This is a genomic window from Streptomyces sp. cg40 (assembly GCF_050320165.1).
Taxonomy (GTDB): domain Bacteria; phylum Actinomycetota; class Actinomycetes; order Streptomycetales; family Streptomycetaceae; genus Streptomyces; species Streptomyces hokutonensis.
In genome coordinates, this window is the sequence record NZ_CP190128.1 from 10,289,017 (window position 1) to 10,312,710 (window position 23,694).

The 23,694-nt window shown below is 71.2% G+C and carries 21 protein-coding genes; 13 read left to right on the forward strand and 8 right to left on the reverse strand.

All coding sequences use genetic code 11. The features are described 5' to 3' along the window. The first annotated feature begins 9 nt into the window (after positions 1-9). The 6 genes from ACQHII_RS46345 to ACQHII_RS46370 all read left to right on the forward strand — a co-directional run bounded on the left by ACQHII_RS46345 (position 10) and on the right by ACQHII_RS46370 (position 5,103). Positions 10-1,071 carry a GSCFA domain-containing protein gene (locus ACQHII_RS46345; protein ID WP_427924947.1) on the forward strand — a complete coding sequence of 354 codons (1,062 nt, stop codon included), beginning with the start codon at positions 10-12 and terminating at the stop codon, positions 1,069-1,071. Continuing rightward, positions 1,016-1,717 (forward strand): hypothetical protein, encoded by a 702-nt coding sequence (locus ACQHII_RS46350; protein ID WP_427924948.1) that lies wholly within the window; start codon positions 1,016-1,018, stop codon positions 1,715-1,717. The genes ACQHII_RS46345 and ACQHII_RS46350 overlap by 56 nt, the downstream gene beginning before the upstream one ends. 31 nt (positions 1,718-1,748) lie before the next feature. Next, positions 1,749-2,627: a TauD/TfdA dioxygenase family protein gene (locus ACQHII_RS46355; RefSeq protein ID WP_427924949.1), complete on the forward strand. Its 879-nt coding sequence runs from the start codon at positions 1,749-1,751 to the stop codon at positions 2,625-2,627. A gap of 3 nt (positions 2,628-2,630) precedes the next feature. Next, the gene (locus ACQHII_RS46360) at positions 2,631-3,302 is read left to right on the forward strand and encodes a hypothetical protein (protein ID WP_427924950.1); all 672 of its coding nucleotides are present in this window, start codon (positions 2,631-2,633) and stop codon (positions 3,300-3,302) included. 81 nt (positions 3,303-3,383) lie between these two features. Beyond that, positions 3,384-4,256: an LLM class flavin-dependent oxidoreductase gene (locus tag ACQHII_RS46365; RefSeq protein WP_427924951.1), complete on the forward strand. Its 873-nt coding sequence runs from the start codon at positions 3,384-3,386 to the stop codon at positions 4,254-4,256. 73 nt (positions 4,257-4,329) lie between these two features. Further along, complete coding sequence (locus ACQHII_RS46370; protein WP_427924952.1) at positions 4,330-5,103, forward strand: maleylpyruvate isomerase family mycothiol-dependent enzyme; 774 nt, start codon at positions 4,330-4,332, stop codon at positions 5,101-5,103. A gap of 18 nt (positions 5,104-5,121) precedes the next feature. Here ACQHII_RS46370 and dacB read toward each other — a convergent pair whose 3' ends face one another. Then, on the reverse strand, positions 5,122-6,441 hold the full coding sequence (gene dacB / locus ACQHII_RS46375) for a D-alanyl-D-alanine carboxypeptidase/D-alanyl-D-alanine endopeptidase (RefSeq protein ID WP_427924953.1): 1,320 nt from the start codon (positions 6,439-6,441) through the stop codon (positions 5,122-5,124). A 142-nt stretch (positions 6,442-6,583) separates the two neighbouring features. Further along, positions 6,584-9,556 carry a SpoIIE family protein phosphatase gene (locus ACQHII_RS46380; RefSeq protein ID WP_427924954.1) on the reverse strand — a complete coding sequence of 991 codons (2,973 nt, stop codon included), beginning with the start codon at positions 9,554-9,556 and terminating at the stop codon, positions 6,584-6,586. Between the two features lie 332 nt (positions 9,557-9,888). On the opposite strand from ACQHII_RS46380, the gene rutA reads away from it, so the two are divergent. Both rutA and ACQHII_RS46390 read left to right on the forward strand, forming a co-directional pair. Next, positions 9,889-10,962 (forward strand): pyrimidine utilization protein A, encoded by a 1,074-nt coding sequence (rutA, locus tag ACQHII_RS46385; protein ID WP_427924955.1) that lies wholly within the window; start codon positions 9,889-9,891, stop codon positions 10,960-10,962. 103 nt (positions 10,963-11,065) lie between these two features. Further along, entirely contained in the window at positions 11,066-11,698 is a 633-nt protein-coding gene (locus ACQHII_RS46390) for an isochorismatase family protein (protein ID WP_427924956.1), read from the forward strand. Between the two features lie 17 nt (positions 11,699-11,715). Here ACQHII_RS46390 and ACQHII_RS46395 read toward each other — a convergent pair whose 3' ends face one another. Next, positions 11,716-12,483 carry a transglutaminase domain-containing protein gene (locus ACQHII_RS46395; RefSeq protein WP_427924957.1) on the reverse strand — a complete coding sequence of 256 codons (768 nt, stop codon included), beginning with the start codon at positions 12,481-12,483 and terminating at the stop codon, positions 11,716-11,718. 140 nt (positions 12,484-12,623) lie between these two features. On the opposite strand from ACQHII_RS46395, the gene ACQHII_RS46400 reads away from it, so the two are divergent. Continuing rightward, positions 12,624-13,262, forward strand: coding sequence for a hypothetical protein (locus ACQHII_RS46400; RefSeq protein WP_427924958.1), 639 nt, complete (start codon positions 12,624-12,626; stop codon positions 13,260-13,262). Between the two features lie 9 nt (positions 13,263-13,271). Here ACQHII_RS46400 and ACQHII_RS46405 read toward each other — a convergent pair whose 3' ends face one another. Together ACQHII_RS46405 and ACQHII_RS46410 are read right to left on the reverse strand one after the other, a co-directional pair. Then, on the reverse strand, positions 13,272-15,290 hold the full coding sequence (locus tag ACQHII_RS46405) for an ATP-binding protein (RefSeq protein WP_427924959.1): 2,019 nt from the start codon (positions 15,288-15,290) through the stop codon (positions 13,272-13,274). Between the two features lie 147 nt (positions 15,291-15,437). Then, a complete protein-coding gene (locus ACQHII_RS46410) occupies positions 15,438-16,478 on the reverse strand; it encodes an AsnC family transcriptional regulator (RefSeq protein ID WP_427924960.1) in 1,041 nt (346 codons plus the stop codon). A gap of 154 nt (positions 16,479-16,632) precedes the next feature. Here ACQHII_RS46410 and ACQHII_RS46415 point away from each other — a divergent pair, with 154 nt between their 5' ends. Then, positions 16,633-16,800: a hypothetical protein gene (locus ACQHII_RS46415; protein ID WP_427924961.1), complete on the forward strand. Its 168-nt coding sequence runs from the start codon at positions 16,633-16,635 to the stop codon at positions 16,798-16,800. Positions 16,801-16,907: 107 nt separating this feature from the next. Here ACQHII_RS46415 and ACQHII_RS46420 read toward each other — a convergent pair whose 3' ends face one another. Beyond that, positions 16,908-17,402: a peptidylprolyl isomerase gene (locus tag ACQHII_RS46420; protein WP_019074196.1), complete on the reverse strand. Its 495-nt coding sequence runs from the start codon at positions 17,400-17,402 to the stop codon at positions 16,908-16,910. A gap of 254 nt (positions 17,403-17,656) precedes the next feature. On the opposite strand from ACQHII_RS46420, the gene ACQHII_RS46425 reads away from it, so the two are divergent. Then, positions 17,657-18,976 (forward strand): DEAD/DEAH box helicase, encoded by a 1,320-nt coding sequence (locus ACQHII_RS46425; protein ID WP_427924962.1) that lies wholly within the window; start codon positions 17,657-17,659, stop codon positions 18,974-18,976. A 44-nt stretch (positions 18,977-19,020) separates the two neighbouring features. On the opposite strand, the gene ACQHII_RS46430 is transcribed toward ACQHII_RS46425, so the two are convergent. Then, positions 19,021-19,338, reverse strand: coding sequence for a hypothetical protein (locus tag ACQHII_RS46430; RefSeq protein ID WP_381256981.1), 318 nt, complete (start codon positions 19,336-19,338; stop codon positions 19,021-19,023). Positions 19,339-19,603: 265 nt separating this feature from the next. Here ACQHII_RS46430 and ACQHII_RS46435 point away from each other — a divergent pair, with 265 nt between their 5' ends. Further along, positions 19,604-21,571, forward strand: a complete 1,968-nt coding sequence (locus ACQHII_RS46435) for a hypothetical protein (RefSeq protein ID WP_427924963.1) — start codon at positions 19,604-19,606, stop codon at positions 21,569-21,571. An 18-nt stretch (positions 21,572-21,589) separates the two neighbouring features. Here the strand turns inward: ACQHII_RS46435 and ACQHII_RS46440 are convergent, their stop codons facing one another. Then, the gene (locus ACQHII_RS46440) at positions 21,590-22,606 is read right to left on the reverse strand and encodes a LacI family DNA-binding transcriptional regulator (protein ID WP_427924964.1); all 1,017 of its coding nucleotides are present in this window, start codon (positions 22,604-22,606) and stop codon (positions 21,590-21,592) included. Positions 22,607-22,873: 267 nt separating this feature from the next. Between ACQHII_RS46440 and ACQHII_RS46445 the strand changes: the two genes are divergently transcribed. Beyond that, entirely contained in the window at positions 22,874-23,452 is a 579-nt protein-coding gene (locus tag ACQHII_RS46445; RefSeq protein ID WP_427924965.1) for a cysteine dioxygenase, read from the forward strand. Positions 23,453-23,694: the final 242 nt, after the last annotated feature.

Below are 23,694 nucleotides of genomic sequence, written 5' to 3' on the forward strand. Positions count from 1 at the left end.
GAGGTCACCGTGCGGCACCCCTACACCCGTCTGCCCGAGCGGTCCTTCTGGCGCACCGCGGTCGCCGAACCCGACCCGCTCGACATCACCGACCTGTGGACGCCGAAGTTCACCATCGGCCAGGACGATCCCGTCGTCACCGCCGGATCCTGCTTCGCCGCCCACATCGGACGGGCCCTCCTGGAGGAGGGCATGCACTGGTACGACGCCGAACCGCCGCCGCCGGGTCTCACCCGCGCGGAGCGGTCGGCGCGCGGCTACCGCCGCTTCTCCTTCCGCACCGGCAACATCTACACCGCCGCCGCCCTGCGCCAGTGGATCGCCTGGGCGCTCGACGAAGAGAAACCGCCCGAGGAGATCTGGGCGCAGGACGGCGCCTTCCACGACCCGTACCGGCCGAGTGTCGAACCGGACGGCTTCGCCTCGCCCGCCGACCTGCTGCGCTCCCGCGACACCACCCTCGCCGCCGTCCGCACCGCCCTCACCAAGGCCGACGTCCTCGTCTTCACCCTCGGTCTGACCGAGGCCTGGCACGACATCCGCACCGGGACGGTGCTGCCGATGTGCCCCGGAACCGTACGCGGCACCTTCGACCCCGCCCGGCACGTACTGCGCAACCACACGGTGGCCCAGGTGCACGACGACCTGACGTCCCTGCTCGCCCTGGCCCGCACCGTCAACTCCCGGCTGCGTATGATCCTCACCGTCTCCCCGGTGCCCCTGACGGCGACCGCCACCGGCCGCCATGCCCTCGTCGCCACCACCCACTCCAAGTCCGTCCTGCGCGCGGCGGCCGGCCAACTCGCCGACGAGAGCACCGACATCGACTACTTCCCGTCGTACGAGATCGTCACCGGCCACCCCTACCGGGCGGCCTTCTACGAACCCAACCTCCGCACGGTCAGCCCCGACGGGGTGGCCTTTGTGATGCGGCACTTCTTCGAGGCCGTCCAGGGCCGGACCACCACCACGCCCATCACCCCCACCCTCGTCGACGGCGGAGAGGACAACCGGTGTGACGACGCAGTACTCGACTACTACAACCCCCGCCCGCTTCCTTCTGCTCGGTGACTCCCACGCCGGTTGCATCGGCCGCGCCGCCCAGGCGGCCGAACTGTCCTTCGTGGGAGGCCCGTTGGGATCGGGGCGCGACTTCCTGGGGCCCTTCTTCGACACCGATACCGACACTGACGACCTCACCTTCCGGCAGTCCGAGACACAGCGGCTGTACCGCGAGTTCCTCGACACTCTCGACGTGCCCGCGCTCGCCGCACTACGGGTCCCGCTGGTGTGCACCTTCGGCCTGAGCGCCCACACCGTCGCCACCCGGCAGAACTGGGACCTCTACCGCGACCGGCACGGCACCGTCGCGACCACCTTCCTCCGCAGCACCCTCTTCGCCGACCTGATCCGCGCGACCGTCCGGGGCGCGCTCGCCTTCTACGACCATGCCGCCGCCCTGGGACTGCGCGTACTGGCACCCCTGCCGCCGCAGCGCGTCCCCGGCATGTCCGACCCGGACGTCTTCTTCGCCGCGCAGGACATCGTCGTAGACGAACTCAACTCAAGAGGCGCCGAGTTGGTGGATCTGCGTTCCCGCGTCACCGATGCGACCGGCGTGCAGCGCCCCGCCTTCTGCCAGCCCGACGACACCATCCACGGCAGCCTCGCCTTCGGCCGGCTCGTCGTGTCCGAACTCCTCGACCGAGGCCTGTAAACCCCCCTCACCCACGTCACGGAGGTCCCTCATGGAGGACTACGCGCTCAAGGCCGTCGAACGGCTCACCACCCGCCCCGCCGAGCCCTACGACACCCTGTCCGTCGAGCCGATCACCCCGCTGCTGGGTGCCGAGGTCACCGGCCTCGACCTCTCCCAGGAGCTGACGCCCCAGCAGGAGAAGGAACTCAAGCACGCGTTCCAGACCCACCACGTCCTGGTCTTCCGCGACCAGGACATCACCCCCGAGGAACACAAACGCTTCGCGGGCGTCTTCGGCGAACTGCACCCCGTCGCCCTCGCACCCGAGGGATCCGACCCGTACATCCTGGACATCAGGGCGACCAAGGAGTCCAAGGCCGTGGCCGGCAACGGCTGGCACGCCGACGGCACCGCGGACCCCGAGCCCTCCCTCGGCTCACTGCTCTACATCACGACCATCCCCGAGGGCGGCAGCGGCGGCGACACCGTCTTCGCCAACATGCACCTCGCCTACGACCTGCTCTCACCGACGCTGCGCGGCTTCCTCGACGGTCTCACCGCCCTCCACGACGGAGCCCTTCCCTGGACCGCCGCAGGTCAGACCCCGCCGCCCGAGTACGAGGTGCCGCGCACCGAACAGCCGGTCGTCGTCCGGCACCCGGAGACCGGCCGCAAGCTGCTCTTCGTCAACGCCCCCTACACCTCCCACATCACCCAGTTGTCCCGCGCCGAGAGCGACGCCCTCCTCGACCTGCTGTACGCGCACATCGCCCGTACCCCGCTGCTGCACTGCCGGGTCCGCTGGCAGGAGCGCACCCTCGTGCTCTGGGACAACCGCAGCGTCCAGCACCACGCCGTCTGGGACTACTTCCCGCACACCCGGGAGGGCCGCCGCGTGGCCGTCAACGGCAGTTCCCTTCAGGCCTGAGCCGTGCCCACGACCGACATCGCTCCGGCTTGGCTGCGGCAGGTCGCCACGGACCTCGCATGGCAACTGCCGACGGACGTCCGCGACGTCTGGACGGCTCGTCTGCACGACCTACTGGACGAAGTCCCGTACACAGGAGGCCTGTTCGCCGTCCATGTCTGGCAGGCCGGGACGGTCCTGCCGCTCCTCGCGGAGGCGGCGCGGGACGGGGAGGCCGCCGTGTTCGCGGCACCGGGAGACCTGCACCGTGCGGCGGCGCTCGGCAGGACGCCGGACCAGGACACCTGGAGAGCGGCGCTCACCCCCATGCTCCTGCGCCTCTACGACGCGGCCTACGACCGGGCCGGCGCGTACACCGAGGCCCACACGGGCGCCCGCGATTACGCGCTGGCCAACGGCTTCTCCGCGACCGAGGCCGACGAATACGGCCACGAATACGCGCAGTTGAGCAGCGACGCGAACGCGCGCGCCTGCGCAGAGGCCCACGCGCTGGCACTCGGGCCGGCGCTGGCACGGGCGTACGCGACCGGCGGATGCGAGGCGTACGCCGAGACGTTTCCCGCCGCCCAACTCCGGGCCGTCGTACGGGCCACCACGACAGAGCGGGGCGATACGGTCCCCGCCACGCGCCTGGCGGAGGGGCTGATCTCGGCGCTGGTGGCATCGCGGCCGTAGACACTCGGGCCGGTGATCGCGGAGAGTGTTGATGCGTATGCAAGATCGGCGGCGCTCCACGACGGGAAGAGGCCACACCTCATGACACAGCTCCGGATCGGTGTGATGTACAACCGCGACTGGGCCCCGGAGGAGTTGCCCGGATTCGCCCGGCAGGTCGAGGCCCTGGGCGTGGACGATCTCTGGGTGGTCGAGGACCTGGGATGGAACGGAGGGATATCGGCCGCCGCCATCGCACTGGGAGCGACACAGCGGCTGCGGGTGGGCATCGGGATCATGCCGGCCCCGTTGCGCAGTCCGGCACTGCTGGCGATGGAGGTGGCCACGGTGGCGCGGGTGTTTCCCGGCCGGCTTGTCGCCGGGATAGGCCACGGGGTGGCCGAGTGGATGGCCGACGTCGACGCGGTCGCGCGGTCGCCGCTCGCCCTGCTGGAGGAGACGATCCGCTCCGTGCGCGCCCTGCTCCGTGGGGAGCGCGTTGTCATGGAGGGGCGGGAAGTGCGGCTGGCGGGCGTGCAGTTGGTCCATCCGCCGACGGAGCCGCCGCCCGTGGTCGCGGGTGTGGTGCGGCCCCGCTCGCTGGAGCTGTCCGGGCGGGTCGCGGACGGGACCGTGATCGCCGAGGGGCACGGCCCGTCAGATGTCCGGAGCGCTCGGGCCTCGGTCGAGAAGGGTGGCGCCTCCGCGGACCACACCATGATGGTGTTCGCCTTCTGCTGTGTGGGGGACAGCGCCGATCAGGTGCAGCGTGAGTTGCAGCCGCATGTCGACGGGCACGGTGCCTGGCTCGGCCGCCCGGCGGAGCGGGTGTACACCGTCTCCGGCACGGCGGAACAGGCTGCCGAACGGGTCCGTGAGTTGGAAGCGGCCGGAGCGGACACGGTGGTGCTGCGCATGATCGGCCCCGAGCCGGCGGAACGACTGGGGGACCTGCTGAAGGCCCTCGGCCGCTGACTTCGGTGGCGGCGGGTCGGTCATCCCGGTCCGGCACTGGACACGGCGGCCGGGTCCGTACACGATCCCCTGCATGACAGTCGAGGACGCCATCGCCACCACCGCCGACCGGATCGCCGCGCTGCTCCCGGCGGGGACCGACCCGGGGACGCCGCTGCGGGGTGCCGAGTGGACGGTGGGGGAGGCGGCGGCGCATCTCGCGCTGGCCGGGAAGCTGATGCGGGACATCGGGGCGGGCAAGATACGGCCCTACGGCGACGGGACGCCCGGTGGGCTCGCGGTGGCCAACAGCGCGTCCCTGGCCGCCTTTCCGGAGCGGGATCCGGTGGTCCTCGGCACGATGATCGCGGACCAGGCCCGGGCCTTCGTCACGGACAGCGCGGGCCGCTCTCCGCAGGAGCAGGTGCTGACACCCATGGGACCGATGGATCTGGCCACCCTGGGCTCGTACCTGCTCACGCATCTGCTGGGGCACGGCTACGACATCGCGGTCGCGCTGGGCCGGCCGCACATGGTGAGCCGGGACGTCGTCCCGTTCACGGTGCCCTTCCTGCGGCTCGCCATGCCGCGCGTGGTGAGCGCCGCCGCGGCCGGTCACCACGCGTGCTACGTGGTACGGACCGGCCGCGACCGCTTCGCCGTCACCTTCGCCGACGGGGTCCCCACGGTCAGCGACGAGCCGCCCCGGCGTCCCGACTGCACGATCGCCATCGACCCCGTCGCCTTCCTCCTGCTCGCCCTCGGCCGCTGGAGCGCCCCCGCCACCATGGCCCGCGCCAAGGTGATCGCCTGGGGGCGCAGACCGTGGCTCGGGCCGCGCTTCCCGGGGCTCTTCACGGCGCCGTAGCCGACGGCCCGAACGCCCTTACGCCCAGCAGCCGTTGACGGTGGCGGCGAGGCCGTCGAGGGCGTCCTTCGTGGCGGCCGGATCGGCGGTGGAGTTGTTCTCGATGAAGGAGAAGATCTTCCAGTTCCCGTCCGCCGCCTTCGTCAGACCGCTCAGCGCGATCGCGCCGGTGAGCGTGCCCGTCTTGGCCATCACCTTGCCTACGGCGCACTGCGAGTCGGCGGTGTCGAACCGTCCCCACTCGGGTCCCAGCGTCGAACCCGCCTCACCCGCGACGGGCAGTCCGTCGATGATGTACTTCAGCGTCGGGGCGTTGGCCGGGTTGTCGGCCACGTCGAGGATGTCGGCGATGGTCTGGGCCGGGATGCGGTTGGAGCGGGACAGCCCGCTGCCGTCGTGGATCTCGTAGTTGGTCAGCGAGATGCCGTACTGCGTGAGGACCTGGCGGACGACCGCCGTGCCGTCCTCGAAGGTGGCCGGGCGGCCGGAGGCGAGCGCGGTCATCCGGAGCAGGGTCTCGGCGATATCGTTGTCACTCACCTTGAGCATGTGCTCCACGATGGTGGACAGCGCCGCGGACTGGTGCTCCGCCACGGGGACGGCTCCGGTGCCCGCGACGCCGTGCGTGACACTGCCGGTGACCGTGACCCCCTGCGCGGCGAGGAGCCTCGCGAAGGTCTGGCCGGCGTCCAGGGACGTGTCCGTGACGTGGTGGCCGTCGACCACCAACGCCCGTACGGGAGCGATGGAGTCGGGGTAGTAGCCGTCGTTCCAGCCGACGGCGAGGGAGGGCTCGGGGAAGAGGCTGTCGTCGACCTGGACCTTCACCGAGGTCAGGCCCGCGCTCTTCAGGCCCGCGACGACGGTCGTGACCATCGCGCTGAGGTCGGCGGAGGTCAGCGTCCGGTCCCCGCCGCCGACCAGGGTGACCGTGCCGGCGTCGTAGACGACCTTCGTGGTGAAGCGGTGGTCGGGGCCGAGGACCGTGAGCGCGGCCGTCGAGGTGCCGAGCTTGGTGTTGGACGCCGGCATCAGCGCGGTGGTCGCGTCATGGCCCCACACCACGTTGTTGGACTGCGCGTCGATGACCACACCGCTGAGCGTGGTGCCCAGCCGGGTGTCCTGGATGCGGGTGTCGAGGTTGGTCGCGATCTGCTGCTCGGCGGGGTCCAGCGTGGCGGCGGTCTGCCCGGCGGCGAACGCGGACGTGCCGAACAGGATCGTCCCGGCGACGGGAGCGGTCACCGCGATGACGGCGACCCGGCGGAACATCGGACCGACCGTTCTGCTCTTGCGGTGGCGTCCGCTCACGTGGTCGGTGGCGGGGGAGTTGGGCATGGCGGCCTCGGTACGGGGGAGTGCGAGTGGGGGCATACGAAAGATCCGGGGATCTTGAAAGGGGAAAGTAACAGTTCCAACTCACGTTACCCATGGGTACGTTGTGAAGAACGGGAGCCTGGCTGATTTGCGACGGTGCCCGTCAGTCCTCGTCCCCGAAGGGCAGCGAGTCGAGGTCCCCGGCGAAGTCCTCCAGGCTCGGGAACATCAACTCCATTGCGTCGTCCGGGAGTTCCTGCCGGGCGCCCGAGGCGGTCAGCGCCTGCTCCGTCCAGATGCACTTGCCCGTCGAGGTGTACCGCGTGCCCCAGCGCTGGGTGAGGGCGGTGATCAGCTGGAGGCCCCGGCCACCCTCGTCCGTGTCCGTGGCGCGCCGTATGCGCGGCATCGTCAGGCTGCCGTCGAAGACTTCGCAGATCAGCTCGGCGCCGTGCAGGAGCCGCAGACTGACCGGGCCCTTGGCGTGCCGCACCACATTGCCCACCAGCTCGCTGGCCAGGAGTTCCGTGGTCGGCGTCAGTTCCTCCAGACCCCAGGTGCTCAGCTGCTCCCGGACGTGACGGCGGGCCTGGCCGGCCGCTCGCGGGTCGTCGGGGAGCGACCAGGACGCGATCTTGTCGGGGGTCAGGGCGTGCAGCCGGACGACAAGGAGGGCGGCGTCGTCGGCCGTCGGCTGCTCGTCGGGCAGCAGGCCGTCGGTGAGGGTGTCGCACAGCCGCTCCAGCGCCAGCCGCTCCGAGCCCGCCTCCACACCGGAGCCGGACCGGTGCGCCGCGCTCAGCAGCCGCGCCAGATCCGACATGCCCTCGTCCATCTCACGCTTCGACGACTCCACCAGACCGTCGGTGTAGAGGACCAGCAGACTGCCCTCCGGCACCTTCAACTCGACCGTCTCGAAAGGCGGTTCGGCCGCGCCGAGCGGCGGGTCGGCCGACAGCTGAGGGAAGTGCACCGTGCCGTCCGGATGCACCACGGCCGGTGGCGGATGACCGGCCCCGGCGATGGAGCAGATCTGGGTCGTCGAGTCGTAGAGCGCGTACAGACAGGTCACGTACGACTCCTCGCCCATCCCGGCGACGAGTTCGTTCAGGTGGCTCATGATCTCGTCGGGCGGCAGCTCCAGGTCGGCGAGCGTGTGCAGCGCGGTGCGCAGCCGGCCCATCGTGGCCGCCTCCGGCAGGCCGTGGCCCATGACGTCGCCCACCACCAGCGCCACCTGGCCGCCCGAGAGCGGGATGATGTCGTACCAGTCGCCGCCCACGTCCATGCCCTGTCCCGCCGGGAGGTAACGGGCGGCCGCCGTGCACGCCGGCAGTTCGGGCAGCACCCGGGGGAGCAGACTGCGCTGGAGCTCGCGGGAACGGTCGTGCTCGGCGTCGTAGAGGCGGGCCCGTTCCAGGGCCTGGGCGACGAGGGCGCAGATCGTGGCGAGGAGGGTGCGCTCCTCGTCGGTGAGCCGGCGGGGGTGGTCGAAGGCCACGACGCAGACGCCGAAGGTGTGGCCGGACGCGGTCAGCGGCAGGAAGGCCCACGCCTGCTTCTGGGCCCTGGCCGGTCTGGCGGCCAGCTCGGGGTAGCGGGCCGCGTACTCGCCGACAGAGGAGAGGAACAGCGGCACACCGGACGCGATCACGTCCCAGGACGGCTCGCCGGGGGTCCGGGCGCGGCCGTCGACGACACCGAGGAATTCCTCCGGATAGCCGTCCGCTCCCACGGTGTGCAGCCGGTCGCCCTCGATGGCCTGCACCAGAAGCCCGGTGGCGGCGAACGGCGGCAGCACCCGGCGCGCGACCGCCGCCACCACGTCCTGCGAGGTCGTCGCCTTGGCGAGAGCGGCCGTCAGCTCCCCGATCCGGGCCGCGCGCCGGGCCACCGCCAGCTCGGACGCCCTGCGCTCCTCCTCGTGCTGACGCTTCTCGGTGACGTCGGTGAGATAGAGGGTGACCCCGTCGGGCCCCGGCACCAGCCGCAGGTGGTGACGGCGGCCGGTGCCCTCCAACTGGGCGTCGAAGCCGACCGGTGTCTCCTCGGCCGCGGCCTTGCGGCAACGGTCCTCCAGGCCGGGGACGTTCCGTACCGTGGGCAGCTCCCACAGGAGGCGCCCGAACAGCTCCTCCTCGGACAGGCCGAGCGTGCGCTCCGCCTCCAGATTGGCGAAGGTGATCCGCCAGTCGTCGTCCACCGCGAGGAAGCCGTCGCTCATGTGGCGCAGGGCCCGGCTGAGGGAGTCCCGCGCGGACCGGGACTCGTTGCTCTCCCAGCCCACACCGATCATCCGCAGGGGCTCGCCCTGTTCGTCGTAGGTCGCCCGGCCGCGGGCCCGGGTCCAGCCGTACGTGCCGTCCAGGCGGCGCACCCGGTACTCGGCCTCGAACACGTCGTGCTCCCGGATCGCCCGGTCCACCGCGTCCAGCGTCGGCGGCAGATCGTCCGGATGGACGCACACCATCCAGTTCTCGACCCTCGCGGTGTAGTCCTCGGGGCGGGTGCCGTAGAGCTCCAGGGCCGCCTCGTCCCAGATCAGCTCGCCGCTGCGGATGTCCCAGTCCCACGAACCGACGCTGACCTCCTTCAGCGCCTGCCGCAGCCGTTCCCGGTGGCCGGCGGGCTCAGCCGTGGACGGGCCGGAGGGCGGGGGTGCCTGGCTCATGCGCTCCTCGGTCCAGGCGACCAGGTCCCGGAGGAAGGCCCACTGCCGCGGAGTGGGCTCACCCTGCTCGCCCATCAGGACGGTGAGCGCGCCGATGCTGCGGTCCCCACCGGACACCGGCACGGAGGCCAGACCGGTGCCGGGCCACGAGCGCTTCTGGCCCGCGGACCCGCTCACCGGCGCGGGCTCCACCGGAACCCACGGAACCCACACACCACTTCCCTGGTGCAGCGCCCTGGCCGGGGCCGTCGGGCCCTCCTGGTCGATGATCTCCCACGGGCGGGTCAGGGCGGGAGGCAGACCGGTCGATGACACCAGCCGCAGCGCGGACATCGGGCCGCGCAGATGAATCGCTCCACCGAGGGCTCCCAGCTCGCCCACCGCATGCTGCAGTGCCAGCCGGAAGACTTCGCTCTCGGTGACGCCGGGGTCCACAGTGCCGAGCAGAGCCAGACGTGCGTTCATACCGTAAATTTTACCGTTCCCGCCTCACATGACACTGGCTCCGCAGGACTCCCACCCTTGACTCAAGCTGTCGCCCAAGGCACCCAACAGCCAGCATTCCAGGCCGAGTTGCATCGGAGTTCCGCCGACGTTCCCTCGGGTGACAATACTCGGCATCCGGGGCACCCGCGCCCTGTGCGACAGCAGGGACCGCGGACATCGCGCAGTTCACGGAAGGGGTGGGGAGCGGTAACGATCGACGGCTACCTTTGTGGCCGTCCCGGAAACCCTTGATCATGCCCGCGCGTTGTCACCCCGTCAGGCTCACCGCCCACCCGCCAACGAGGAGCGGCATGGACATCGGCGTATTCATCCCCATCGGCAACAACGGCTGGCTCATATCGAAGAGCGCGCCCCAGTACCGACCGAGCTTCGAGCTGAACAAGGCCATCGTGCAGAAGGCCGAGGAGCACGGGCTCGACTTCGCGCTGTCGATGATCAAGCTCAAGGGATTCGGCGGCGAGACGGAGTTCTGGGACCACAACCTGGAGTCGTTCACCCTGATGGCGGGCCTGGCCGCCGTCACGGAGCGGATCAAGCTGTACGCCTCCACCCCCATCCTGGTGCTGCCCCCGGCGATCGTCGCGCGCATGGCCACGACGATCGACTCCATCGCCCCCGGCCGCTTCGGCATCAACATCGTCACCGGCTGGGCCCCCGGCGAGTACTCCCAGATGGACCTGTGGCCCGGCGACGAACACTTCGGCAACCGCTACGCCCGCGCCGCCGAGTACGTCACCGTGATGAAGGAGCTGTGGAGCGAGGGCGTCAGCAACTTCAAGGGCGAGTTCTACGAGATGGACGACTGCGTGCTCTCCCCGCGCCCCGCGGACGGCCACATCGACATCGTCGCCGCCGGACAGAGCACCACCGGGATACGGTTCGCCGCCGAGCACGCGCAGTACAACTTCATCCTGGGCAGCGGCGTCAACACCCCCCTCGCGCTGTCGGGCACCACGGCCACGCTCGTCGAGGCGGCCGAGGACACCGGCCGTGACGTCGGCGCGCTCTCCCTCTTCATGGTCATCGCCGACGAGACCGACGAGGCCGCCCACGCCAAGTGGCAGGACTACCACGACAACGCCGACCACGCGGCGCTGGCGTACATGGCGGGGGAGACGGCCACCGACACGACCTCCGACGGCACCTCGACCGCCCGGACCATCGCGCTGCCCGAGGGCGCGGTGAACTTCAACATGGGCACACTGGTCGGCTCGTACGAGACCGTCGCGAAACTGCTCGACGAGGTCGCCGAGGTCGAGGGCACCAAGGGCATCATGCTCGTCTTCGACGACTTCCTCGAAGGCCTGGAGAACTTCGGCACCCGCATCCAGCCCCTGATGAAGTCCCGGGCACAGTCCAGCTGACCCCTTTCCACGCTGACCCCTTTCCACGCGAAGGCGGCCCGGGAGGGTCGGACACCCCCACTGTCCGACCGCTCCGGACCCGCCAGGACAGGAAGGACGCGCCGTGACCCGCCGTTCCCAGCAGGAGGACTACGAGCGCGCCGGGCTCGACGGGCGGCTCAGCCCCGGCAGCTCCCCGGCGCTGATCCTGGTGGACCCCGCCCGGGCCTACGTCGACCCCGACTGCCCGCTCTACGCCGGCGTCGAGCCGGCGGCCGACGCGATGAGGACCCTGCTGGCCGACGCGCGCCGGGCCGGGATTCCGGTCGTCGTCACGCGGGTGCTGCTGAGGGCGGACGGCAGTGACGGCGGGGTCTTCCTACGCAAGGTGCCGAGCCTGCGCGTATTCGCCGAAGGCAGCCCCTTCGGCGAGTTCATCGACGGACTGGCCCCGACGGCGGGCGAACTGACCATCACGAAGCAGTGCCCCAGCGCCTTCTTCGGCACCGGGCTGGCCGAGCACCTCACCGCCGCCCGCATCGATACGGTCCTCATCGGCGGACTCTCGACGAGCGGCTGCGTCCGCGCCACCGCCCTGGACACCATGCAGCACGGATTCGTCCCGATCGTGGTCGAGGAGGCGGTCGGCGACCGGGATCCCGACATCCACGCGGCGAACCTCTTCGACATCGCGCACAAGATCGGTGAGGTCTGGCCGATCGGGCGCGTCCGGGAGTACCTGGAGTCCTTCGGCTGACCGGGGCGCCGGATGCGCTACGCCGCTCGGTGCCGCCCCATGACGGGTTCGGCCAGCGCTCTCGCCACCGGGCACAGCGTCTGACCGTGCCGCGCGAAGAGTTCGTCACGCGAGTCGAAGCGGCCCAGATCCGCCATGACGTAGGCCGAGAGGTCGCACCCGGTGCCGGCTGTGGGGCAGACCGTCGCCCCGTCCCAGTCGATCGCCGTTCGCGACAGCGCCTCGAAGAGAGTCTCCGAGCCGGAATTGGTGAAACCTGCCTCGCCGTCCTTGCTCAACTCCCCAAGGCTGCCGAAGAGTTCGGACACCGCCAGCCAGGAGCCGGACGTCGCGTCGTCAAGACGGAATTCCGGCCAGGCCAGCAGAACCTGGTCCGGGACGATTCGCCGCAACCGGGGAAAACGCGGATACCAGAACGTCCCGTCCACCAGCAGACCGCGCACCCGGGTGGCCGTCCCGGTGGCCCGCGCCACGGCTTCGAGTACGGCGAGCCGCTGACTGCACGAGCCACGGCCCCGGCGCAGCACCTCGGACACCGGCCGCTCGTCCTGCACCGAGTAGACCGGCCGCACCGCTTCGCTGATCCGGCGGTGGGCCAGGCGCAGGGCCTCGATCCGGCGGACGGTTTCCGACTCCGCCGTCACGTCGATCCCGTCGAGCAGCGAGGCGACGAGCGGATCCCGCCAGTCGAGGATCCGCGTCGGGGCCATACTCCCCGTCGCCGCCACACCGCCGGTCGTGCCGACACGGGAACGCCTTCGCGGGGTGAGCAGCGAACTGGTCATGATCGTGGTCCTCTCGTCGGACACCCTCGACGGTCAGGGGTTTCCTTCAGCGGTGACCATCATGATGGAGAAATTGAACGTGTTCAACTCTGTGTGCGTAACCCGCCCGGAGTTGATCTAGGGTCAGTGCCATGGTTGCCATGAAGCTCTCCGCATCCGCTCGCCGCGTCGTCGAGGCGGCGGAACGACTCGCCGCCACGCTCGGGAGCGACCCGAACCACACCGTGGCCGCGGCCGCGATGGACACGGCCGGGCGGATCCATGAGGCGGTGAACGTCTACCACTTCACCGGCGGGCCGTGCGCCGAGCTGGTCGCGCTCGGCGTCGCCGCCACGGCGGGGGCGGGCCCGCTCGTCACCATCGCCGCCGCGGGGGACCGGGGTCGGGGTCTCATCCCGCCGTGCGGTCGCTGCCGTCAGGCGCTTCTCGATCTGCATCCCGATGTCCAGGTCGCCGTACCGACCGACGACGGGCCGGTGCTGCGCCCCATCCGGGAGCTGCTGCCGGACACCTACTTCTTTCCCGACGCGGACGCGCGCCGCATCGTCCGGCTCGACGGGCACGACTACGAGGCCGTCGCCACCGCGCGGAAGACCACCACCGTCCGCCACGACGGAACGATCGCGCCCGGTCCCGCGATCTTCTTCTTCGAGGGCGACTTCGAGGGCGACGAAGCCCACCGCACACTGAACGGCACCGTCACCGCCGTCGAACGCCGACGGCTCGACGACGGTTCGACCGTCGACCAGTTGACGTTCACCGTCGAAGTACCCGAGTGAGGCCCGTGGTCAGGAGGCCAGCGGGCCTTGCATCACGAGGGCGAGGCCCTGTTCCGCGTCGTCGTTGAGGGCGATGCGGAACGCGCTGTCGTAGGCGTCGTCCCCGACCGCCTTGCGGGCCTGGAGCTCCCATTCCTCGCGGACGGCGGAGAGTTCGGGGGTGCCGTGGTTCGGGTGGCCGAGCATCCGCCAGAAGGTGTTTCCGGTACCGGAAGTGCGCGCTGCCGCGATGCCGTTGCCCTGTACCGCGTTGGCCCCGGTGAGGAGGTCGAGCGCGAGGGCGATGCCGAGATTGTCATGGAGGTTGTGCTTGCTGGTAAGCATGGCCCGGGCATGCAGTTCGGCGTCGTGCGCGCGCCCCTGGAGGAGGTCTATGAAGGCGAGTTGGTGGAACGCGTACGACCGCGCCCAGTGCTCGCCGTACCGCACACTGAGCCGGCGCAGCGCGATGGCCGCCTCGTAGGCCTCGGCGAGTCGGCCCAGCGCGGAGTGGGCGAAGGTGCGGATCACCATGCAGCAGAGCTGCGGCGCGCCCGACGGCGGCGACTGGCCGTGGGTGATCAGGGCGTGGTCGCACACCTCGAACGCGTCCTGGGGGCGGCCGGCCATGAGGTGGGTGAGGCCGACCGTGTGGGCGGCGAAGAGTTCGGACTGCGGGTCGCCGTCCTGGTGTGCGGCGGCGGTGCATTCCTCCCCGACGAGCAGGGCGCTGCGGTGGTCGCCCTGGAGCGTGAGGGTGATGCCCAGGGCCCACAGGGCGCGGGTGCGGGAGGGGCCCTTGGGCGTGTCGAGGGCCAGGGCGCGTTCGAGGTAGTCGCGGGACTCGTGGAGGTGCCCGCAGCAGGGCCAGAACAGGCCGGTGCGGCCGGCCATCTCCACGGCGGTCCCGGGGTCCGTCTCGATGAGGTGGTCGAGCGCCGCGCGTACGTCGCTGTGGCTCGCCGAGATCCGCGCGTACCAGGCGACCTGCTGTTCGCTGAGCCAGCCCGCCTCGGCCTCGCCCAGCATGGTGGCGAAGTGCGCGGCATGGAGGTGGACGAGCGTCTGGTCCTCGCCGAGTTCCGCGAGCCACATGGCGCCGTACTCGCACAGCGTGTCGAGCATGCGGTAGCGGACGCCGGCCCGTTGGAGCACGGACTGGTCGGCCAGCCGGTCGAGGAGCCGGGGGACGGCGTCGGCGTCGAGTGGGCCGCCGGCGCACACGGACTGCGCGTCCGCCGCGTCGAACGGGCCGCGGAAGACGGAGAGTCTCGCCCACAGCAGGCGTTCCAGCGGGGTACAGAGTTCGTGGCTCCAGCCGATCGCCGTGCGCAGCGCCCGGTGTCGCCGGGGCCAGGCGGTCTCGTCGACGAGCGTGTCGAGGCGTGAGGCGAGGCGCTCGGCGATCTCACCGAGGGTGTTCTCCCGCAGCCGCGCGCAGGCCAGCTCGACGGCGAGCGGGATTCCCTCCAGGCGGTGGCAGATGGCGGCCACGGTCTCGGCGGAGGCGGGGGAGTCGAGGGACACGTCCGGTGCGGCCGTGGCACAGCGGTCGCGGAAGAGGTGTACGGCGTCGCTGGCACCGCCGTCGTCCATCGACAGCGGCGCCACCTCGACGAGCTGTTCGCCCCGGACGCCGATGGGCCGTCTGCTGGTGGCCATGACCGTCAACCCCGGTGCGGAGGCGAGGAGTTCGCTCACCAGGAGGAGGCAGGCGGGCAGCACGCGCTCGCAGCAGTCGAAGACGAGCAGCACCTGCCGGCCGGACAGCCACTCGCACAGCGCCTCGACGGGAGCGCGCGGATTGTGGTCCAGGAGATCGACGGCGTCGCAGACCGTGGCGGTGAAGAGCCGGTCGTCGTAGAGGTTCGACAGGTCGACCCACCAGACCCCGTCGGCGTACTCGTCCCGGACCTGCTCCGCGACGCGCAGCGCCAGGCGGCTCTTGCCCACACCTCCGCCACCGGTGAGAGTGACCGACCGATGCTGCGTCAACGCCGTTCTGACTGCGTCGAGTTCGCTTGCGCGGCCGACGAAGCTGGTCGTCACGACGGGGAGGTTGCCTACCACGGTCCCATCCTGCACGGCCCGGGCACGGCGCCAAACCCTCTCGCGGGAAACGGTCACAGGTGATCGGGCTTGGTAATTATTCGGTCGTACCGTTCGTCGCGGCCGGTCCGCCGCGAAGCCGTCGGTTCAGAGGCTGCCGGGGCGGACGAGTCCGGTCCGCTTGACCCCGCTCAGGATTGGGGTCACCTCCAGGGTGGAGATGTGGGGGAGGGCTCCGATGGTCTCGCTCACGAAGCGGTAGAGCGCGTCGAGATCGGTGGCCGCGACCGCCACGAGGAGGTTGGCCGCACCGGTGGTGGCGGAGGCGAAGCGGACCTGTGGGTGGCGGCTCAGTCGGCGACCCGTCTCCTCCAGGCCGCCGGGTGCGACGGTGATCCACAGCAGTGCCTCGGTACGGATGCCCAGCCGGGCCAGGTCGACCTCGGTCGCGAGCCTGAGCACCTGGTTGTCGACCAGCGCCTCCATCCGCCGCCGGGCGGTGAGCGGGGTGGTGTCGGCGCGGCGGGCGAGATCGGCGTAGGAGGCCCGCCCGTCCTCGATCAGGGACGCGACGAGCGCGTGGTCGACGGGTTGAAGTCCTTGGCGGACGGCCGGGGTGGAGTGCTCCGTCCGCAGGCCGGCCAGCTCGCCCTCCGTCAGCAGGCCGCCGCTCCAGTCGAAGGCGGCCGGGAAGACCCGCAGGAGGAGGTGCGAGGTCCACGACTGGACCGCGGGAGTGGCCGGAAGGTCGCGCAGCAGCAGCGAGTTGCGCGCGTCCGGCCCGTCCAGGAACAGGATCGTGCAGATCTCGTCGCCGCCGCCGAGGACGTCCACCCAGACGGTGTCGGCACGGCGGGCCAGGGTGGCGGCGATGGCGCCGATCCGGCTGGGCCGGCACTTGATGCGCAGGGCCAGCGGAATCAGATCGGGAAACCACAGGGGATTGCGTACGGCGGTGGCGCGCAGCGTCCGGTCGTGGAACAGCGGCGCCGCACGACGCACCACGGTGCGCTCCGAGATCCCCAGGACCTGCCCGACCGTGCGCCATGACGCCCGCGGGGAGGCGAGCAGCGCGGCCGTGATCCGACGGTCCGTCTCGTTCAGCGGTTGGTTTGCTTTCGCCGGATTCCCGGGTCTGCCGTCTTCCACTCGTCGTTCCAGCCTCTCCTTCTGGCCCAGGGTGCGCATTAATCCACTTTGTTGCGGCTGGCACTGTCCCAGTCGTGCGCCCGCCCGCTGGGATGGACCCGTCTCCCGCCGCACGAAGCGGTATGAAGCCGTTCAAAAGGCCTTCGATGATCATGCCGCGCACCCGATCGTCAGCGCCGGCCACCCCGGTCTCGTGGACACGGTCCTCGTCGCGGGCCGCGTGGTGAAGCGCGACGGGGTTCTCGTAGGAGTCGACCTGCCCGCCCTGCGGTCCCGCCTTCTCGCCTCCCGCAACCGGATCGCCGAGGCCGCCGGCATCCCGCTCGACGGCACCTGGCGCCCACGCCCGGAGGCGCAGTAGGAGCGTTCAGGGGAGTGTCGAACGACACCCTCCGAGCGCGGAGACAACCCGGGCCCCGGGGACGGACATCGTCCCCGGGGCCCGGTCGTGCGGTTGCCGAGTGCTGCTCAGCCCTCGACGACGCCGGAAGCGGCGATCTCGATCTTCGCCTTGGTGGCGCCCGACTGCGAGCCCAGGGACTCGATCTTGTCGATGATCTCCTGGCCCTCGACGGCCTCGCCGAAGACGACGTGCTTGCCGTCGAGCCACGAGGTGACGACGGTGGTGATGAAGAACTGCGAGCCGTTGGTGTTGCGGCCGGCGTTCGCCATCGACAGCAGGTACGGGCGGTCGTGCTTCAGGTCGAAGTTCTCGTCAGCGAACTTCTCGCCGTAGATGCTCTTGCCACCAGTGCCGTTGTGGTTGGTGAAGTCACCGCCCTGCAGCATGAACTGCGGGATGACGCGGTGGAAGCCGGAGCCCGCGTAGCCGAAGCCGTTCTGTCCCGTGGCCAGCTCGCGGAAGTTGCGGGCGGTCTTCGGGACGACATCGTCGAAGAGGTTGAAGACGATGCGGCCTGCGGGGGCGCCGTCGATGGTGATGTCGAAGTAGACGTTGCTCATAATAAATTCTGTCACTTTCGGTGTGATGCACACTGCCCGGCGCGGCCGTGTGCCGAACGCCGGACCGTTACCTCAGATAGCCCTGATAGCAGAACTCTATCCACAGACCCGGCGTCCTCACTGTCGGTACCGCAGTGAGGACGCCGGGTCTGGGGCCGCTGATAAAGTGGACGAACGCTTCGAGATCGCCGGGGCCCGTACCAAGGGGTGCGGGCCCCGGCGCGTTGCGGGCATCAGACCGAGGAAGGTTCCCCATGAACGCGAAGCCGCCGACCGCTTCCTTCGCCACGCTCGGACTGCCGTCCGAGCTGGTCGGGACGATGACGGACCTCGGGGTGACGGAACCCTTCCCGATCCAGGCGGCGACGCTCCCCGACGCACTGGCTGGCCACGATGTGCTGGGCCGGGCACGGACCGGCTCCGGCAAGACGCTCGCCTTCGGGCTCCCGCTGCTCGTACGGACCGCGGGCCGGCGGGCGGAGCCGAAGCGGCCGCTCGCGCTGATCCTGGTGCCGACCCGGGAACTCGCACAGCAGGTGGACGACGCGCTCACCCCGTACGCGCGGACGGTCGGTGTGCGGCTGGCGACGGTGGTCGGCGGCCTGTCGATCAACCGGCAGACGGCGCTGCTGCGCACCGGTGTCGAGCTGGTCGTCGCGACGCCGGGGCGCCTGACCGACCTGGTGTCGCGCCGCGACTGCCACCTGAACCACGTACGGATCACGGTGCTGGACGAGGCGGACCAGATGTGCGACCTGGGCTTCCTGCCGCAGGTCTCGGACCTCCTGGACCAGGTCCCCTCGGACGGGCAGCGACTCCTGTTCTCGGCCACGCTCGACGGCGACGTCGACCGGCTGGTGCAGAACTACCTCCACGACCCCGTTCTTGCCTCGGTCGACGAGGCGGCGGGCTCGGTCGCGACGATGGAACACCACGTGCTGAACATCCACGGCGCCGACAAGTACGCCACGGCGACCGAGATCGCTGCGCGGGACGGCCGCGTGCTGATGTTCCTGGACACCAAGGCCGGAGTGGACCAGTTCACCCGTCACCTGCGGGCCGGCGGGGTAAGGGCGGCTGCCCTGCACAGCGGGAAGTCGCAGCCGCAACGCACGCACACACTCGCCCAGTTCAAGAACGGCGAGGTCACCGTCCTGGTGGCCACCAACGTCGCCGCCCGCGGCATCCACATCGACGCGCTCGATCTCGTCGTCAACGTCGACCCGCCCGCCGACGCCAAGGACTACCTGCACCGGGGCGGTCGTACGGCACGCGCGGGGGAGTCCGGGAAGGTGGTCACCCTGGTCACGGCCGGCCAGCGGCGCGAGGTGAACCGCATGATGACCGAGGCCGGCATCCGGCCCACCGTCACACAGGTGCGCTCCGGCGAGGAGAAACTGACGGCCATCACCGGGGCCAAGCGCCCGCCGGTGGGGACGAAGCCCACCGGCAACGCCCCCTTCCGCGGCATGGGCACCCGTCCGGGCCGCCCGGCCAAGGAGTCCCGCAAGGCCGCCGAGGCCCGCAAGACCGCGGAAGCCCGCGCGGCGGCCCGGGTACGCAAGGGCCGCTGACCCCATGGACGACGGTGCCGGGCCCGTGAGGCCCGGCACCGGGTTCACGCGCCGCCGACGACTCCCGGTGGGACGAAGCGGCGGTGCAGTGGCCGGAACTCACTTTCGGGCTGACCACTGATGCCGGCCTTCTCGACGGCGGGAGCCAGCCGTTCGGCGAAGAACGTCTGGAAGGCCTCCTCGGAGTCCCAGACATCGGTCACATTGAGCGCCTCGTCGTCGAACCAGGCCACATGCACCTGTGAGCCCGCGGGGGCCGCCTCCTCCCAGCCCACGGTGTCCCGCACGGCGTCGTACTGCTCGGGGGTGACACCCGTCCAGCGCATGAACATCACCACAGCCAATGTCCGCTCCTCGCTCATGTCGTGTACGACCGGCCACCGGCGCCCACGTGCTTCGTTCACCGGTGGTGGCCCGGCCATCGTCCTGCGCGAGAGGGACGGGGCGAAGAGCGTACGGAGGCGCGGCACGGCTGCCGTTCACTCCTCACGCCTGGTAGGCGGCAGTCCGCATGTACGTGCGGACGTCTCCTTCGGCGGCGGGTAACGGTGACCTGTCTGGGATTCACTCGTTTGACGCAACGGCACCTCGCCGCGTCCTCTCCCGTCCCGGAAAGCGTCCCGTTCCATGAATCTTCGTTCGCTCCGACCCCGTACCGGGGCTGTCAGGTCGCGGGTCCGGGAGACCGAGTCCGTCCTCGTCGAGCAGTACGGCGACCTGGTCCGTCTGGCGCACCTCGTCCTCCCGGCCTCGCTCGGCCGGCACCGACGGGTACTCGTGGCGCACGCCCTCGTCCAGCGGGCGCTGCGCCGCGCGGGCACGGCACGTTCCGCGCCCGCCGTCCCCACGCCGCGCGGGGAGTCCGGTGCCGGAGACTCCGTAGAACGCCGTCTCCTCGTCGAGGTGCTGCGCGCCGCGCTTGCCCATGGGCGGCGCCCGCGCATGTGGCCCGCACGGCTCGTCCCGCCGGGAGTGCTACGGCCCCGGCTGCCTCTGGTCCTGGGGCTGCGGCTGTTCCCGCGTTCGGGCGGGGCGGACGAACTCGCCCTGGCCCAACGGTTGTCCGCGGCCCCCGCTGCGGCCCGCGCCGCCTTCCTGCTGCGTACGGTCCACGGACTGCCCCTCGACGCCGTCCAGGATCTGCTGGAATCGGCGGACGCACCGGACCCGGCCGCCGCCCTGCGCACCGCGGCCCTCCTGGAGGAGAGCTCGCGCAGATCGCCCGCCGCCCTGCTCGCGTCGCAGGAGTTCGACGCCTGCGCCCTCCAGGCCGGCCCCACCGACCTGCTGCGCCGCACCCGCCGGACCCGGCTGCTCCTGGGGGCCGCCGCGATCGGACTGCTGACGGTCGTGACCCTGGCCGTTACAGGTGACGGTACGGTGCACCGGCCGGCCCCCGGGACACCGGCGGCCCACAGCATGCCGCGTACGGCGGACCTGGTCCGCACCGCCGCCGGGGTGTGGGACAACACCTCGCGGGTCGACTTCACCGCCTGGCCGACCAGGGGCTCCCGCGCCCACGACCAGGACCTCCTGGACCGCGCTCTGAGCGCGTGGACGCACCCGCGGTCCGGTACCCGCCTCCACCTCGCCCCCGCCACGACGGCGGTCCCGCCGGCGACGGCACCGCAACTGCTCTACGCGGGAGACGTCGGCGACCGCGAGGTGGTGCTGTTCTACGACGGTCAGCGCCTCGCCCGTTACAGCGAGACCCGCTCTCCGGCGCGGGACGCTGAGTTGAGCGTCGCCCGCGTCGACGACGCGGACGTCACCACGGCGGCGGCCGTGACCCTCACCCGGGCGGGCGGCACCGCCCGCTACCTGCTGGCCCCCTGGGTGGCCGAGGCGGGGACCCGCGACTTGCTGCGCCCCGACGTCCTGGCTCACGCGCTGCACGTCTCGAAGGACGGCGTCACGGACCCGGTCCCGACCGTGCCCGCGACAGCGAGCTGCGAGAGCCGGCCGGTCCTGCAACTACGCTCCTCGCCGCGCGTCGCCGAACACCACGCGTTCCTGCTCGCCCCCCTCGGCGACCTGTCGCCGGTGCACCTCACCTACACCCCCTTGCCCGGCCACGGCTCACCGCCCGCCCGCCAGCCCCGCGAGGCCACCGGCCCCCAGGCACTGCTGGCCTGGGCCCACCAGGCCTGCGCTTTGCCGTCGCTGCGCGACACCGGCGTACGCGCCGTCAACAACTGGGACTTCGCCGAACAGGACCTGCCCGACGGAGGCGGCCACGCCGTATGGACCTGCGCCCGCGCCGACACCTGGCGCGGACCCGGCGACGTGACGGTCTCCTTCCGTACCAGCGGCTACGCGCCCGCCGTACCGGCCCGTACGGTCGCCCGGGCCCGTGCGACCGCGGCGTGCAGCCGGTTCGGGCAGCATGTCGTCGCCGCGAGCGGCTGGCGCTCCCCGAAGGGTCACTGGTATGCGCTGGCGGCCGGCAGCCGCGCCGTCATCAGCCTCTCGGTGAGTGGAGACGTGACGGCCACGAAGCAGTCCCGCACCCTCGCCGTACCGGCGTCCCGCAACCCGCGCATCACCGTGCGGGCGCGACTCGCCACGGGCGAAGACCTGGACGCCGTGGGCTGAGCCCTGTGGCCCTCGGCCCTAGGGGCGTGCGGTCCTCGGTGGCGCGACCGACCCGCGAGGCTTCGCCGCCGGAGGCAGGACCTTGCGGCGGCTGAGCTTGTTCTCGTCGATCGCTCTGACCGTGCGTTTGACCACCAGGTCCACCAGCAGGTCGGCCGGCCACCGGTAGCTGGACAGCGGCGGGGTCAGCAGCCGGGACAGCGGGTGGTCGTCGAAGCCCATGACCGAGACGTCGTCGGGTACGTCGAGTCCCAGCTCGCGGGCCCCGGCGTAGACGCCGTAGGCCATCGAATCGGCCAGGCACAGAAACGCGGTCGGCGGATTCGGCGAGCCCAGGACGGTCCGCGCCACGGCCGTGGCGCCGTCCAGGTCGTGCGGTGAGGGGTGGAGTGTGACGTCCAGCCCGAGACTCCGCGCGACCTTGTGGGCGATCACCTCGGCGGGGCGGTCGGGGGTGGTGGGCCGGCTCGGGGTCATGACGGCGATCCTGCGGTGACCACAGTCGACGAGCCGGTGGAAGGCGTCAGTGACCCCGGCCTCGTTGTCGAACACGACCTCCGCCGCGGTGGCCGCCCCCGGCAGTCCGTCGCCGATGGACGTCAGCACCGTCCGCCGGGCGACCTCCTTCCAATGCGCGGCGGCCGGGTCGACCGGCAGGACGATCAGCGCGTCCACCCGCTGGTCGGCCAGCTGGGAGGCGAGCGTGGCCTCGAGTTCGGGGTCGTTGGAGGCGTCGACGATCAGTGCGTGCCGGCCGACACCGAGAAACCTGCGGCCCAGGGCGGCGGCGAGGTCCTGCTGCCAGACGTCGGCGAGCGACCCGCACAGCACGCCGACATACCCCGTGCGGCCGGAGGCCAGGGCACGGGCGATCGGATCCGCCTGATATCCGAGCCGGTCGGCGACCTCGCGGACACGCCGTTGGGTCTCGGGTGGTACCTGAAGTCCGCGGAGCGCGTACGACACCGCGGCGGCGGAGAGCCCGGTCTCCTCCGCGATGTCGCGCAGGGTGATCCGCCGCGGCTGTTTTGGCACCTCGTCAGTGTAACGACTCCATGAACTGGGGCGCCGCTCCTGCCTGTCCGGGGCGGAGCGGCCCTCCGGAGCACATTGACACCGGCTCGACTTAAGCGCTTCACTGGAACGCATCACTGAAGCGCTTAAGCGAAGGGACGGCGTGGGCGAGCACGGTGCGCGGCGGCGGTCGGTCCGGTGCGACACGGTCGCCCGTACCGGTGCGGGTCGCAGACCGGCCGTACCCGCCGGCAATCCACATCACCTCCCACTCGAAGGAGTACGACCATGACCGCGCCGCTGCCGTCCCACGACCTCGACACCGCAGCCGCCCGCGATGCCGAGCCGTGGCGCGGGGTGCGGGCGGCCGTCACTCTCGACACGCTCCCGGGCCGCGACCTGGACAAGCGGGAACTGCTGGAGCTGGCCGCGTCGATCGCAGCCGACCCCGGCAGTTGGCGTGAGCACGTTGCCTACGACGACGACAACCGGCACTACGTCTCTCTGTATCGGGACGCCCATGTCGATGTGTGGGTGCTGTGCTGGACGCCGCGGAACGACACCGGCTGGCACGACCACGATGTCTCGTCCGGTGCCGTGGCGGTGGCCGAGGGAACACTCGTCGAACACAATCTGGCCGTCGGCGTGCCGAGCCTGGCGACCGAGGTACCGGCGGGTCAGGTCTTCTGCTTCGGCCCCGACCACATCCACCGGCTCACCGGACGCGACGCCGGCAGCGTGTCGATCCACACCTACTCGCCGCCGCTGTGGCGGATGGGCCAGTACACGGTCGCCCGCAACGGCATCCTGCGCCGCACCTCGGTCTCCTACGCCGACGAGTTGCGCCCGCTGGACGACATGGTCTGACCCGGGCCGGTCGAGTTCGCCACCGATCCCGTCCCGCAGCATGTCGTGCCGCGGTCCCAGTTCCCCGGGATCTCCCGGTACGCGGCGCTGGGGCGGAACATAGGGCGGGACATGGGGAGCGGAACAGCCGTGTCGGACGGACGAGGTCCGTGGTACGGACATCTGTGGATGGCCGGCGAGCGGGCGCGGAGCCCCTCGTGCTTCGCGAGGCCAGAACGGGATGGTCCCCGTGGCGTTGGCGC

What these genes read in the sequence shown, in the direction of transcription:
- ACQHII_RS46370 (WP_427924952.1), top strand. Translation starts at nt 4,330, where the DNA reads ATGACAGTCGAGGACGCCATCGCCACCACCGCCGACCGGATCGCCGCG.
- ACQHII_RS46365 (WP_427924951.1), top strand. Translation starts at nt 3,384, where the DNA reads ATGACACAGCTCCGGATCGGTGTGATGTACAACCGCGACTGGGCCCCG.
- ACQHII_RS46355 (WP_427924949.1), top strand. Translation starts at nt 1,749, where the DNA reads ATGGAGGACTACGCGCTCAAGGCCGTCGAACGGCTCACCACCCGCCCC.
- dacB (WP_427924953.1), bottom strand. Translation starts at nt 6,441, where the DNA reads ATGCCCAACTCCCCCGCCACCGACCACGTGAGCGGACGCCACCGCAAG.
- ACQHII_RS46380 (WP_427924954.1), bottom strand. Translation starts at nt 9,556, where the DNA reads ATGAACGCACGTCTGGCTCTGCTCGGCACTGTGGACCCCGGCGTCACC.
- ACQHII_RS46410 (WP_427924960.1), bottom strand. Translation starts at nt 16,478, where the DNA reads ATGCGCACCCTGGGCCAGAAGGAGAGGCTGGAACGACGAGTGGAAGAC.
- ACQHII_RS46435 (WP_427924963.1), top strand. Translation starts at nt 19,604, where the DNA reads ATGAATCTTCGTTCGCTCCGACCCCGTACCGGGGCTGTCAGGTCGCGG.
- ACQHII_RS46400 (WP_427924958.1), top strand. Translation starts at nt 12,624, where the DNA reads ATGAAGCTCTCCGCATCCGCTCGCCGCGTCGTCGAGGCGGCGGAACGA.
- ACQHII_RS46420 (WP_019074196.1), bottom strand. Translation starts at nt 17,402, where the DNA reads ATGAGCAACGTCTACTTCGACATCACCATCGACGGCGCCCCCGCAGGC.
- rutA (WP_427924955.1), top strand. Translation starts at nt 9,889, where the DNA reads ATGGACATCGGCGTATTCATCCCCATCGGCAACAACGGCTGGCTCATA.
- ACQHII_RS46430 (WP_381256981.1), bottom strand. Translation starts at nt 19,338, where the DNA reads ATGAGCGAGGAGCGGACATTGGCTGTGGTGATGTTCATGCGCTGGACG.
- ACQHII_RS46395 (WP_427924957.1), bottom strand. Translation starts at nt 12,483, where the DNA reads ATGACCAGTTCGCTGCTCACCCCGCGAAGGCGTTCCCGTGTCGGCACG.
- ACQHII_RS46425 (WP_427924962.1), top strand. Translation starts at nt 17,657, where the DNA reads ATGAACGCGAAGCCGCCGACCGCTTCCTTCGCCACGCTCGGACTGCCG.
- ACQHII_RS46445 (WP_427924965.1), top strand. Translation starts at nt 22,874, where the DNA reads ATGACCGCGCCGCTGCCGTCCCACGACCTCGACACCGCAGCCGCCCGC.